Annotated in this window: 11 protein-coding genes; 7 read left to right on the plus strand and 4 right to left on the minus strand. The window is 53.1% G+C overall.

Translation table 11 applies throughout. The features are described 5' to 3' along the window. Positions 1-61: 61 nt before the first annotated feature. The 4 genes from pgeF to H8K26_RS10150 form a co-directional block, all read right to left on the minus strand. Positions 62-733 carry a peptidoglycan editing factor PgeF gene (gene pgeF / locus H8K26_RS10135; protein ID WP_190479261.1) on the minus strand — a complete coding sequence of 224 codons (672 nt, stop codon included), beginning with the start codon at positions 731-733 and terminating at the stop codon, positions 62-64. 211 nt (positions 734-944) lie between these two features. Beyond that, positions 945-1718, minus strand: coding sequence for a LytR/AlgR family response regulator transcription factor (locus tag H8K26_RS10140; RefSeq protein ID WP_190479263.1), 774 nt, complete (start codon positions 1716-1718; stop codon positions 945-947). Positions 1719-1775: 57 nt separating this feature from the next. Continuing rightward, positions 1776-2891 (minus strand): sensor histidine kinase, encoded by a 1116-nt coding sequence (locus tag H8K26_RS17955; RefSeq protein WP_190479265.1) that lies wholly within the window; start codon positions 2889-2891, stop codon positions 1776-1778. Continuing rightward, positions 2888-3460 (minus strand): transcriptional regulator, encoded by a 573-nt coding sequence (locus tag H8K26_RS10150; protein WP_190479267.1) that lies wholly within the window; start codon positions 3458-3460, stop codon positions 2888-2890. The genes H8K26_RS17955 and H8K26_RS10150 overlap by 4 nt, the downstream gene beginning before the upstream one ends. 256 nt (positions 3461-3716) lie before the next feature. Here H8K26_RS10150 and H8K26_RS10155 point away from each other — a divergent pair, with 256 nt between their 5' ends. The 7 genes from H8K26_RS10155 (at position 3717) to H8K26_RS10185 (ending at position 13557) form a co-directional block, all read left to right on the plus strand. Then, positions 3717-4391: an ANTAR domain-containing response regulator gene (locus H8K26_RS10155; RefSeq protein WP_190479268.1), complete on the plus strand. Its 675-nt coding sequence runs from the start codon at positions 3717-3719 to the stop codon at positions 4389-4391. A gap of 429 nt (positions 4392-4820) precedes the next feature. Continuing rightward, positions 4821-5993: a CmpA/NrtA family ABC transporter substrate-binding protein gene (locus tag H8K26_RS10160; RefSeq protein WP_390366690.1), complete on the plus strand. Its 1173-nt coding sequence runs from the start codon at positions 4821-4823 to the stop codon at positions 5991-5993. Positions 5994-6015: 22 nt separating this feature from the next. After that, entirely contained in the window at positions 6016-6972 is a 957-nt protein-coding gene (gene ntrB, locus H8K26_RS10165) for a nitrate ABC transporter permease (RefSeq protein ID WP_223826957.1), read from the plus strand. A gap of 35 nt (positions 6973-7007) precedes the next feature. Further along, positions 7008-7820: an ABC transporter ATP-binding protein gene (locus tag H8K26_RS10170; RefSeq protein WP_190479696.1), complete on the plus strand. Its 813-nt coding sequence runs from the start codon at positions 7008-7010 to the stop codon at positions 7818-7820. Between the two features lie 32 nt (positions 7821-7852). Next, positions 7853-10282, plus strand: coding sequence for a nitrite reductase large subunit NirB (nirB, locus tag H8K26_RS10175; RefSeq protein ID WP_190479272.1), 2430 nt, complete (start codon positions 7853-7855; stop codon positions 10280-10282). 41 nt (positions 10283-10323) lie between these two features. Further along, entirely contained in the window at positions 10324-10665 is a 342-nt protein-coding gene (gene nirD, locus H8K26_RS10180) for a nitrite reductase small subunit NirD (protein WP_186896890.1), read from the plus strand. 120 nt (positions 10666-10785) lie between these two features. Further along, positions 10786-13557, plus strand: coding sequence for a nitrate reductase (locus H8K26_RS10185; RefSeq protein ID WP_190479274.1), 2772 nt, complete (start codon positions 10786-10788; stop codon positions 13555-13557). The last annotated feature ends 55 nt before the right edge of the window (positions 13558-13612 follow it).

Genomic DNA, 13612 nt, shown 5'->3' on the forward strand with positions numbered 1-13612 from the left:
AGCCCCTTGTTTTACGATGACAATAAGGCGAAAAACGCAGATACTCCCCTGAAAATGCTGATTACGGAAGTATCACCAGCCCAGAATGCTGATGGGAATTGCGGTCGCCGCGACGGTAGCTGCGATATAGAAATTTGCCATCGGTGTGGCTGCTGCACAGTGTGCAGGAATGGCCTTTGTCGATATGCTGCAAACCAGCCTTTTGTAATTCGATGACGGCAATCGCATTCAGATCCAGATGCCGGTACGACGGCGTGATCAGTTCTGCCGGATGGTCTGCAAACGCGCTGACAAATTCCTGTGCGAGTTCTGCGCTGACTTCAAAACAGCAGGCGTTGATATGTGAGCCGATGGCCGCAACCCAGTCTGCCGGGTCTTCCCCTTCGGCGCGCAGTCGTTGCCACAACGCGCCAATCACACCATAACGCAGACCGCGCCAGCCCGCATGCACAGCGGCAATCGCTTTACCGTCGCGCCGCGCAAACAGCACGGGAACACAATCGGCGGTAATCACGGTGACGGGAATGCCCGGCTGGCGGGTATAAAAACCGTCAGCCCCGCCGCACATTTGTTGTTCGCTGGTGATCTCGACAATCTGTGTTCCGTGTACCTGCGTTTTCTCCGGCACGCGATGCCAATAGGGGCTGAGCGCGCTGGGCACCAGATGGCGCGCCGTGCCGAAACCATATTGAATACCGGGAATAGCAGTGAGCAGCGGAGAGGTCAGGGACATGATCTAGGGGAATAAAAAGTACGACGCAATTCAGCGAATTCGGTTCTGTGCACGGTGATATATCAGAGATAAGGCAATTGTCGTGGCGAATTCACGCATTGCCTGTTTGTGAGTTTGCTGGTCGCTGCTATTTTAATCCAGGCACAGCATTTTCAGACGCCCGTTATTTTTTTATGTGGCTACGCGTGCGCAAAAAAAATCTGGTTGCGCATCACATGCCCCTGAAACGGAATTGATAACGCTGGCTTACCGGCAGACGGGCGCTGTGCTCACGCAAACTGAGCCATAGTGCATCATTCACATCGCGGTTAACGCTGGCAATGCGTTTCACGGCGACGAGATAGCCACGATGAATTTGCCAGAATCCGGCATCTTCCAGCATGCTTGCGAGCTCTTTCAAAGGAGTGCGTATGTGCGCCTCGATAGTGTCTGTCACCACGCGGGTATATTTCAACTCGGCACAAAAATAGATGACGTCGCTCAGATCGATGAAATGGATCGTATTGCCGACCGCTGCCTGCAACCAAGCTGGCGGTGCTGACTTGTGCTGCTGACGTTCCTGAATGTTTTGCATGACACGGCTGATGTCTGGTGGCGGTGTCGTCAGGCGTTCGCGTACTCTGGCAATGGTGCGTGCCAGTCGTGCCGGACTGCTGGGTTTGACGACGTAATCGAGTGCGCCTTCTTCAAAGGCGGCAATCGCATGTTCCTGAAATGCAGTGACGAATACCACGTGCGTGCGGTTCGCAAACGTCTTTGCAACGTCTAACCCGTTCAGGCCAGGCATACGAATATCCAGAAAGGCGACATCCGGCAACATTTCTCTTGCCATGTGCAGAGCTTCAAATCCATCGGCAGCTTCAGCGACGATCTCCGCTTCCGGCCATAGCAATGCAAGCGACTCGCGCAATTCTGCCCTGAGCAGCGGTTCGTCATCCGCGATCAGCACACGTGGTTTTTTCTCAGAATTGTTGGGACTATTCATGATTTATTTTTGCTTACAGACATAAGAACGCTATTAAACCATTCGCAATGCCGGCGCTCATGTTATGGATGAAACGCATGGCACGATCAGTTCCGCCACCGTGCGCTGCTCAGGTGTCATGCGTAATTCAAATTGTGCATGGTCGGCGTATAGAGCATGCAGACGTTCACGCAAATTACGTAAGCCTACACCATGTCCCATGATGGCTTGTTCCAGTCCTGCGCCACTATCGCTGACGATCACGTGCAGGTAGCCGTTCTTTTGATGTGCTTGCAGCAGAATGTCGACTTGCCCGGGCTGGCGTTCGACACCATGCTGCACGGCATTTTCCACCAGTGACATCAGCATCATCGGAGGCAAGGCGATGTCATTGAGCTCTGGCACATAATCGAGTTGAAAACGCATGCGCTCACCAAAGCGTATTGCCATCAGTGCCAGATAGTTTTCAGCCAGTTTAAATTCTCTGCCGACGGTTGACATCGGTTGGCGTAAATCGGGAAGTGCGCTTTGCAGATAGGCGATCAGATGATCCAGCATCTGCACCGCCTTATCCGGATCGTGGCGAGCCAGATAGCGGCTATTCGCCAGCGTATTATAAAGAAAGTGTGGTTCCACCTGCGCCTGCAAAGCTTTCAGTTCAGCGGCTAAAGCTAATTGTTTTAAATTGGCGATCTGAACGTCACGCGATTGTGTCTGGGTTCTCCATAAAGGCAGACCGAGTAACAGGCAGGTGAACATCTGAGCGCTGACGAATGCCTGAAGGGAAGTCAACCCTTCGGACTCATTCATATTGACCCGCCATTCATAGGCTTGTACCGCTACCCATGATGTCAAGCAGGACAGTGACAGCAGCCCGAACCATACCAGCAGCCAGTTACGTCTTTTTTTTAACAGCCGCATACTGAGCAACAGTGTCCACGCCGTTAAACACAGGGGAAACGTCAGCAATCCGAATAATCCCAGCCAGGCCTGCGCATGCCATTGTATCGCCAGCAAAATCACGGCAGCCAACATCAAGATACTCAGAATTAGCTGTGGTAACGAAAAACCCAGTAGCGCTACTACTGCCGATCCAGCGTCGTCAGCAATGCGCTGGGCGCGTCTTTTGGATGGGCTGTGCCACAGCAGGCGCTTGCCTGCTGTGGCCAGAGTTGAGAACGATGTTAACTTCACAGCACAGGCTTGGTTGGCAATGATTTGACTGGCTTCATTTTATCTACAGGTATATCAGCACTGACGATTTCCAGTTGTAAATCGTCTAACCAGACCTGACCTTTTCCTTCATCAATGACGCCAAACGCAATCGCTTTTGCATCGGCTGGCACATCCAGCACCACGCTGCGTAATTGCCAATCGGTTGTGCCTTTGATGGGTTTATCCTGGCTATTGTAAAAAGGAGAATCTTCTCTTGACGTTGTATCGATACGCATCCACAAGCCAGCCCAGTTATCGACATCTTTTGTTTTTATTCTTGCCTGAAAACGTATCCGCTTGCCACGATACTGATCAGCCGCAATCATTTGCATCAGCGTTCCCCAACTGCTTTCATCGCCGCTGACATAGCGGATAAATTTACTGCCTTTACCAGAGATGGTCTGGTTATGGTCGATTCCTATCTGGTAGGATTTCGGCGTCTTACCAGCTAAGTCCCAGGGGGCTGCCAATTTTTCCACTGATTCTGCTGCCAGCGCATACAAAGATGTGGCGGCGAGCACTGACAAAATAATATATCCGGGTTTCATGTTTTCTCCTTTTCATGACGACATGTCATGGAGTGACTGTGCCAGAGCTAAGTACAGTCATGGCGGGCTTGCGACAGGCGCATGATTTTAACGATAAACGCGGTCACTGGACGATAAATGAACTCCGGGTAATCTCATCTATTCTTATTTGCCCATTATTTTTTCTTTATCACGGTCATCAGATCGCTGGAATAAGTCTGGTTCGCTTCTTGCATGTCCTTTTTCCGTTTAGTTTTTTTAACGCATTCCGCTGACCATGCCATTTTCTAAGTCTGATCCCTTGCCAGAACACAGCAGCCTGAAGATCGTGGTCGTCAATACTGTGAATTTGCAGGATGACGCGCATCAGCCGGATGCGGATGCACGCGCGGCGCTGGAGGCTCAGCAGGCGCGGTCGCGGGCGCTGCGGATAGGTTTGCTGCAGGCGGGCTACAACATTATTGCCTCGATCCCGGGTGATATTTACATGATAGAGCGCATTGCGCAGTTGCAGCCGGACATGATCATCATCGATGCCGAATCCGATGCCCGCGATGTGCTGGAACACATGGTCTTTGCGACGCGCGATGCGCCGCGTCCTATCGTCTTGTTTACCGAAGACGGCAATCCTTCGCAACTGGCGGCGGCGATGGAAGCGGGCGTGTCGGCGTATGTGGTGGCGGGTTTGCAGACGGAGCGCGTGAAGCCGGTGCTCGACGTGGCGATGGCGCGGTTTCATGCAGATCAGAAGCTGCGTACCGAATTATCCGACACCAAAGCCCGGCTGGCGGAGCGTAAAACCATAGAGCGTGCCAAAGGTTATCTGATGGAGCGCCATCATTTATCCGAGAACGATGCTTACCAGCGTTTGCGTAAGCAGGCGATGGAAAAAAACATGAAACTGGTTGATCTTGCCCAGCGTCTGCTGGATGCCTCGGATTTGTTGGGATAGTGCTGCAAGGATGTTCTGCTTTGGTGCGCCGCACAACTAAAGTGCGTTGGGCGTTGCTGGCAACCTTGCTTTTTCACCGTATTTCACTCTGGGCGCTTGCTGGCACAGCAATTGCTCATACAAAGTCAAGCGCCAACGATGGCGTCAGTAAAATGCAGGACCAATCAACCGGCGAACGAAATTGCCGGGAATACAGCGTTCACCGCTAACGGCGGCGGTGTCGTTCAGACAAAGGTGTCTTTCCATCTGTTTTTTTAAAACGGATGGCAGGCACCTTTTTTGTTTTTTTGGGATTAATTTTTATTCGCTGGAGTGCACATGACTAAGCCGCAACAACCTCAGAATCAGGAAGCCCACCATGATGAAGCAACGATTAATTTGCCGCGTCGCAGCTTGTTGCAAAGCGCGGGCGTGTTTGCGGGAGCCAGCATGATGGGCTTATCGACCGGCGGTGTCTGGGCGGCGGGCTCGGATAAACCAGAAAAAACAGAAGTGCGCATAGGCTTTATTCCGCTCACGGATTGCGCTTCCGTGGTGATGGCATCGGTGCTGGGCTTTGATAAAAAGTATGGCATCAAGATCGTGCCGACCAAGGAATCATCCTGGGCGAGTGTGCGCGATAAGCTGGTCAATGGCGAGCTTGATGCGGCGCATGTTTTATACGGTTTGCTGTATGGCGTGCAGATGGGCATAGGCGGTGCGAAAAAAGATATGTCGGTGCTGATGACGCTGAATAACAATGGTCAGGCGATCACTTTGTCGAAAAAGCTCGCGGATCAGGGGGCGGTGGATGGCGCTGGTCTGGCCAAACTGATGGCACGCGAAAAACGTGAATACACGTTTGCCCAGACTTTCCCGACCGGTACGCATGCGATGTGGCTGTATTACTGGATGGCAGCCAATGGCATTCATCCCTTGAAAGATGCCAAGGTCATTACCGTACCGCCGCCGCAGATGGTAGCGAATATGCGGGTTGGCAATATGGATGGCTATTGTGTCGGCGAACCGTGGAATCATCGCGCGATTGCCGATGGCATCGGCATCACGGCGGCAACCACGCAGGATATCTGGAAAGATCATCCGGAAAAAGTGCTCGGCACCACCGATGAATTCACCAAAAAATATCCGAACACAGCGCGCGCGATGACGGCGGCGATACTGGAAGCGAGCCGCTGGATCGATGCGTCCTTATCGAACAAAACCAAAATGGCAGAAACGATCGCCGACAAATCCTATGTGAACACCTCGGTCGATGTGATTAATCAGCGCATTTTAGGCCGCTATCAGAATGGTCTGGGTAAAACCTGGGACGACCCGAATTACATGAAATTCTTTAACGATGGTGCGGTGAATTTCCCGTATCTGTCGGATGCGATGTGGTTCATGACTCAGCATAAACGCTGGGGCTTGCTGAAGACTGATCCGGATTATCTGGCGGTGGCAAAAGCAGTGAACCGGATTGATATCTACAAAGATGCAGCGGCGATGGCGAAAGTGAATGTGCCTAAAGACGTGATGCGCAGCAGCAAGCTGATGGATGGCACGGTGTGGGATGGTAAGAATCCTGCAGCGTATGCCGCCTCGTTCAAAATCAAAGCCTGACACGCTGTTTCGGGAGGGATGTATGACTACCTTAGTTCATGATGCAATCGGTTCCACAGAAAAACTGACTACCGCTGAGATCAGCAACGGCACTTCAGCAAGCGCAGCAACAGCGGTAACAGCCACAACAACGGTAGCAGTGGTAACCGCAGGCACAGTCGTAAACACAGCAGCAGCGCCGGTAAAGCAGGTGCAGCGGTCGTTCCGGCCTTTGTTACTCAAAGTATTACCGCCTTTGTTTGGCATCGCACTGATGGTGTTGATCTGGTCGATTATCGCGGTGAAAGATTCTTCTTTTCCTTCGCCGTGGGTGACTTTGCAGGAAGCGATCAAAGTTTTTTCTGATCCGTTTTATCAAAACGGGCCGAATGATCAGGGCATAGGCTGGAATATTTATGCCTCGCTGAAACGCGTCGCGGTGGGCTTCGGGCTGGCAGCGATTGTCGGTATTCCGCTGGGTTTTCTGATCGGGCGCTTTCCATTTTTATCCGGCATGTTTAACCCTGTCATCAGCCTGCTGAAACCTGTCTCGCCGCTGGCTTGGTTACCTATCGGTTTGCTGGTATTCAAGTCGGCGCATCCGGCAGCGATCTGGTCGATTTTCATCTGCTCGATCTGGCCTATGGTGATCAACACCGCGATCGGTGTGCAACGTGTGCCGCAGGATTATATGAACGTGGCGCGGGTACTGAATCTGTCGGAATGGAAAATCGTCACCCGCATTTTGTTGCCGAGTGTCTTGCCTTACATGCTGACCGGTGTGCGGCTCGCGATCGGCACTGCATGGCTGGTGATCGTGGCGGCAGAAATGCTGACCGGCGGCGTCGGTATCGGCTTCTGGGTCTGGGATGAATGGAATAACCTGAATGTACCGCACATCATTATTGCCATCATCGTCATCGGCCTGGTTGGTCTGATACTCGAACAGATACTGGTTGCTGCGGCACGCGCATTCACCTACGAAGATACGGGAGCATGAACATGGAAACGATGAGCAATGTCGCAGGCAATAAAATGCGTGAAATCGATCAGAAGTACATAGAAGTCAATCAGGTCGAGATGCGTTTCGATACGCGCAAAGGCAGCTTTCATGCACTGCGCGAGATTAATCTGAACGTCGCCAAAGGTGAGTTTGTGACCCTGATTGGTCACTCCGGTTGCGGTAAATCGACCCTGCTGAATCTGATAGCCGGCCTGACCAAAGCCAGCTCCGGCACCTTGCTGTGTGCGCACCGTGAGATTGCCGGGCCTTCTCCAGAACGCGGCGTGGTGTTCCAGAATCATTCGCTGCTGCCGTGGCTGACCTGTTTTGAAAATATTTATCTGGCGGTCGAACGTGTATTCGGCGCGTCTGAAAATAAGAACAAGCTGATCAAACGCACTATGCATGCCTTGTCGCTGGTAGGGCTGACGCATGCGGAGAAAAAACGTCCGAATGAGATTTCCGGCGGCATGAAGCAACGCGTCGGCATCGCCCGTGCGCTCGCCATCGAGCCGAAAGTCTTGCTGATGGATGAGCCTTTCGGTGCGCTCGATGCGCTGACCCGTGCGCATTTGCAGGATGAATTGCTGAAGATCGTCGCCAAGACTGAATCTACGGTTGTGATGGTGACGCACGATGTAGACGAAGCGGTGCTGCTGTCGGATCGCATCGTCATGCTGACCAACGGCCCGGCGGCAACGATAGGCGAAATTCTGCATGTCGATCTGCCACGCCCGCGCGATCGTGTGGCGCTGTCACAGAATCCGCAATATGCCGCGTATCGCAGCGAAGTGCTGGAATTTTTGTATCACCGTCAGTCGCATCCTGCCAAAGATGTGGCGTAAGCCCAGCAATCAAAACAAAACAGGGACATACAATGAAAAAGCTCAAACTGGTGATGGTCGGGAATGGCATGGCGGGTGTACGCACGCTCGAAGAATTGCTGAAGATCGCCCCCGATCTGTATGACGTCACGGTCTTCGGTGCCGAACCTTACGCCAATTACAACCGGATTTTATTGTCGCCGGTACTGGCCGGTGAGCAGACCATCAAAGACATTATGCTCAATGATGTGGATTGGTATGAAGAAAACCATATCACGCTGCATCTGGGGAAAAAAGTCGTTCGTATCGATCGTGTGAAACGGCTGGTGATTGCGGACGACGGTACGCAGACCGAATACGACAGACTCTTGCTGGCAACTGGCTCCACGCCGTTTATGCTGCCAGTGCCGGGGAAGGATTTACAAGGCGTGATCGCCTATCGCGATATCCATGACACGAATGCGATGATCGCCGCTGCCGAGCAGCATACGCATGCAGTCGTCATCGGCGGCGGATTGCTCGGGCTGGAAGCGGCGAATGGCCTGAAAATGCGCGGCATGCAGGTGTCGGTCGTACATTTGCCGGGCTGGCTGATGGAAAGGCAGCTCGACCCGGTAGCAGGCAAGATGCTGCAAAAGTCACTCGAAGATCGTGGCCTGAATTTTTTACTCGAAAAAAATACCGAAGCCATACTCGGTGATGAACAGGGTCAGGTCAAAGCGATACGTTTTACTGACGGGCTGGAAATTCCGGCGCAACTGATCGTGATGGCGGTGGGTATACGTCCGAATACGGCGCTGGCTGAATCCGCAGGCTTGTACTGCAATCGCGGCATCATCGTCAACGACACCATGCAAACCTATGATCCGCGTATCTATGCCGTCGGTGAATGCGTGAATCATCGTGGCACGGTGTATGGGCTGGTCGCCCCTTTGTTTGAAATGGCCAAGGTGTGCGCAAATCATCTGGCAAATTTCGGCATCGGTCGTTATCAAGGATCGGTGACATCCACCAAACTTAAAGTCACTGGCATTGATCTGTTTTCTGCCGGTGAATTCATGGGTGGCAACGATACCGAAGAAATCATTTTGTCCGACCCGATAGGCGGCGTTTACAAAAAGCTGGTGCTCAAAGATGACAAACTGATCGGCGCTTGTTTGTATGGCGATACGGTGGATGGCAGCTGGTATTTCAAACTGCTGCGCGAAGGAAAAAATATTGCAGAGATTCGCGACACGCTGATGTTTGGCGAATCGAATACCGGCGATGTCGGCCATGAAGGACATACCAAAGCCGCAGCGATGCCGGATAACGCTGAGGTCTGCGGCTGCAATGGCGTGTGCAAAGGCACTATCGTCAAGGCGATCAAAGAAAAAGGTTTATTCACGCTGGAAGATGTGCGCAAACACACGAAAGCCTCGGCTTCCTGCGGTTCGTGCACCGGGCTGGTCGAGCAGATCATTATGTTCACGGTGGGCGGCGATTATTCATCAACGCCGAAAGCCAAGGCGATGTGCAGTTGCACCGATCATTCACACGCTGTGGTACGGCAAACGATTAAAGAGCAGCATTTACTGACGGTGGCAGCCGTGCAGCAATTCATGAACTGGCGCACGCCGAATGGTTGTGCTAGCTGTCGCCCAGCGCTGAATTATTATCTGATTTCCACCTGGCCGCGCGAAGCGATTGATGATCCGCAATCGCGATTCATCAATGAACGCTCGCATGCGAATATTCAGAAAGACGGTACTTACTCTGTGATTCCGCGCATGTGGGGCGGCGAAACCAATGCGTCCGAATTGCGCCGGATCGCGGACGTGGTCGATAAATATCAGATACCGACAGTGAAAGTCACCGGCGGTCAGCGTATCGATTTACTCGGTGTAAAAAAGCAGGATTTACCGGCGGTATGGAGCGATCTTGGCATGCCGTGCGGCCTAGCGTATGCCAAAGGTTTGCGTACTGTGAAGACCTGCGTCGGCAGCGAATGGTGTCGCTTTGGCACGCAGAATTCCACCCTCATGGGACAACAACTGGAACGCGAACTGGCACGCATGTATGCGCCGCATAAGGTCAAGCTGGCGGTGTCCGGCTGCCCGCGTAACTGTGCAGAGGCGGGGATTAAAGACGTTGGCGTGATCGGCGTCGATTCCGGTTGGGAAGTGTATGTCGGCGGCAATGGCGGTATCAAAACCGAGGTTGCGCAATTCTTTGTGAAGCTGAAAACGCATGAAGAAGTGATGGAATACACCGGTGCGTTTTTGCAGCTGTATCGTGAGGAAGGCTGGTATCTGGAACGCACCGTGCATTATCTGGCGCGGGTCGGTCTCGACTATGTGAAGAAGATCATTCTGGAAGATGAAGAGCGTCGTCAGGAACTTTACCAGCGCTTGCTGTTTTCGCTGGAAGGCGAGAGCGATCCGTGGCATGCACCTGAAAAAGCGCAAGTCGATACGCGCCAGTTCACCGCATTGACGGTGTGATTTTTTCGTCGTTGCCAGCAAAAAAAATTAAAGGAAACAGCATGTCAGAACAATGGAAAATGGTGTGCCGGGTTGAGGATATTCCTGTGCTTGGTGCGCGTGTGGTTGAGCGTCAGATCAAACCGGATGTGGCGATTTTCAGAAACAGTGAAAACAAGATTTTTGCTTTGCTGGATCGCTGCCCGCATAAAGGCGGCCCTTTGTCGCAAGGGATAGTTTTCGGGGAGCGGGTTGCCTGCCCTTTGCATAACTGGAATATCGAATTGCCGACCGGCTGTGCGGTATCGCCGGATGAAGGGTGCACCCAGCGCTTTCGTCTGAAAGTTGAAAATGAGCAGGTATTTCTGGACGCCGAAGAGTTGCGCACGGCAGCGTCAGAATAAAGAAATACAGATACTCCCCCCTATTTTTTAATATTTATGCTTAATGTCCTTATAAATAAAGGGCGTTAAAAAATACTCCGGGGGAGTATATTTATAGAGTGCAGGCAGCAAGGGGCAAGCATGACGGAAATAAAATCGACCTGTTGCTATTGTGGCGTCGGCTGCGGCGTGCTGATTGCGACCGATGGCGCGCAGATCACCGGTGTTCGCGGCGACCCCGAACATCCGGCGAATGCAGGAAAATTATGCAGCAAGGGCAGCACGTTGCACTTGTCGGCACAGCCTGTGATTCAGCAGCAAGTGCGGGCGCTGTATCCTGAAATCCGTACCCAAAAAAATTTACCGCGCGTGCGCAGCGATTGGGACAGTACGCTGAATCTGATGGCAGAAAAATTCGCCGCGACGATACGCGAGCATGGGCCGGACAGCGTCGGCTTTTATATCTCGGGACAACTGCTGACGGAAGATTATTACGTCTTCAATAAGCTCGCTAAAGGCTTGATCGGTACGAATAATATCGACAGCAATTCACGCCTGTGTATGTCGAGCGCCGTTGCAGGGTACAAGCAAACGCTGGGTGCCGACGCGCCGCCGTGCAGTTATGAAGATATCGATCACGCCGAAGTGATTTTTATCGCCGGTTCTAACACGGCTTTTGCGCATCCGGTGTTGTACCGCCGCATAGAAGAAGCACGCAAAAATAATCCGCAGCTTAAAGTTATCGTTGCTGATCCGCGCCGCACCGATACTGCGCGTGACGCCGATCTGCATCTGGCGATTTTGCCGGGCACCGATGTGGCGCTGTTCAACGGCATGTTGCATCTGTGTTTGTGGGAAGAATTGACCGATACCGCGTTTATCGCAGCGCATACCGAAGGCTTTGCCGAGCTGCGGCAAACCGTGCGCGATTACACCCCTGCGATGGTCGCGCAAACCTGCGGCATCAAGGAAGCCGATTTGCTGCAGGCGGCACGCTGGTTTGGCGGTTCGGCAGCATCCTTGTCTTTGTATTGTCAGGGCTTGAATCAGTCCTCATCCGGCACTGCAAAAAATGCCGCGCTGATCAATTTGCATCTGGCAACGCGTCAGATAGGCAAACCCGGAGCCGGGCCGTTTTCGCTGACCGGACAACCGAATGCGATGGGCGGGCGTGAAGTCGGCGGTATGGCGAATCTGATGTCAGCGCATCGCGATCTGAGCAATGCCGCTGACCGTGCCGAGGTCGCGCAATACTGGGGTGTGGATGAGGTGCCGGCAGCGCCGGGGAAAACGGCCGTTGAATTATTTGAAGCTGTGCGGGCAGGGCAGATCCGCCTGCTCTGGATCGTCTGTACCAATCCCGCGCAATCCATGCCCGAGCAAAATCTGATTCGTGAAGCGCTGTTAAAAGCCGACATGGTGATCGTGCAGGAAGCCTATACAACGACGGCGACGGTGCCTTATGCCGATGTGTTGTTACCGGCGACCAGCTGGGGCGAAAAATCCGGCACGGTCACGAATTCTGAACGACGTATTTCGCGCGTGAATGCGGCGCTGGCGGCACCGGCAGAAACGAAACACGACTGGCAAATTGCGACTTTGTTTGCGCAAAAACTGGCGCTGTTGCTGGATAAAAACAAGCCGGATTTTGCTTATGAAACGCCGGAACAAATCTGGAATGAACACCGCGACAGCACGCGTGGCCGCGACCTCGATATCACGGGCTTATCGTATGCCTTGTTAGAAGAACAAGGGCCGCAGCAGTGGCCATATCCACAAGGTGCCAGCGCCGGTAAAGCAAGACTGTATGAAGATTATATTTTCGCGACGCCGAATGGCCGCGCGCGTTTTGTGAATACAGCGTATCAGGCGACTGCCGATAAAGTGGACCCACGCCATCCGTTTGCGTTGACGACAGGGCGGCTGCGCGATCAGTGGCATGGCATGAGTCGCACAGGCACTGTGCCGCAACTATTTGCCCATGCCGCTGAACCCGTGATCAATATGCATCCGCAGGATATGCAGCGGCGCTTCTTGAAAAACGGCGATCTGGTGCATGTCAGCAATCGTCGCGGCACGCAGATTTTTGCCGTCAGCGAGAGCGATGATCTGCGCGCCGGGCAGACCTTTATCGCCATGCATTGGGGCGAGGAATTTATTTCCGGTCGCGGGCATGGACAACATGTGGCGTATGGCGTGAATGCCCTGATGTCGCCAGCGACAGATCCTGTGTCGCGCCAGCCGGAACTCAAACATGCCGCAGTGAAAATTATCAAAGCCGAATTGCCGTGGCGCTTTGTGGTGTTTGGCTGGATGGATGCGACGCAGATATACGCGGTGCAACAAGCACTGCGCCCGTATCTGCGGCAATTCACCTATGCGAGTTGCGTGCCTTTCGGGCGTGAAAAAAGCGGTTTGCTGTTTCGTGCGGCAGATGATGTCGTGCCTACTGCTGAACTGGTACAGGAAATCGAAAAATTATTCGGCATCGCTGGCGCTGCCGTGCTGCGTTATGACGATCAGCGGCGCGGCACCGGGCGACATATTGCGATTCGTGACGGACAGTTGCAGGCCGTCGCATTGACAGGCGATGTCTCTGCCGAAAGCTGGCTGAAACCTTATCTGATGGAGCAGGAGCCGGTGGCAAAACTGGGGCGTTTGCTGCTGATGCCAGGCGCGAATACACCACAAGGTTTTCAGGCAAAAGGCAAAGTGATCTGCACTTGTCTGAATGTCGCTGAAATCCAGATTGAGGATGCTCTGAATGGCGAGTTAACACAGTCCGCCACGACGCCTGCCGATGTCTTGGCTGGACTGCAAAGCCGCCTGCGCTGCGGCACCAGTTGCGGCTCCTGCGTACCGGAAATCCGCCGCATGATTGCATTGAAAAAAGCGGAAGTGCTTAGCGTATAAAAAACACCGCGTGACGATGGAGTGCGTCATGCGATGTTTTTAAAACTAATGAACA

Source organism: Cognatundibacterium aquatile, assembly GCF_014699135.1.
GTDB classification, from domain to species: Bacteria; Pseudomonadota; Gammaproteobacteria; order Burkholderiales; family Burkholderiaceae_D; genus Undibacterium; species Undibacterium aquatile.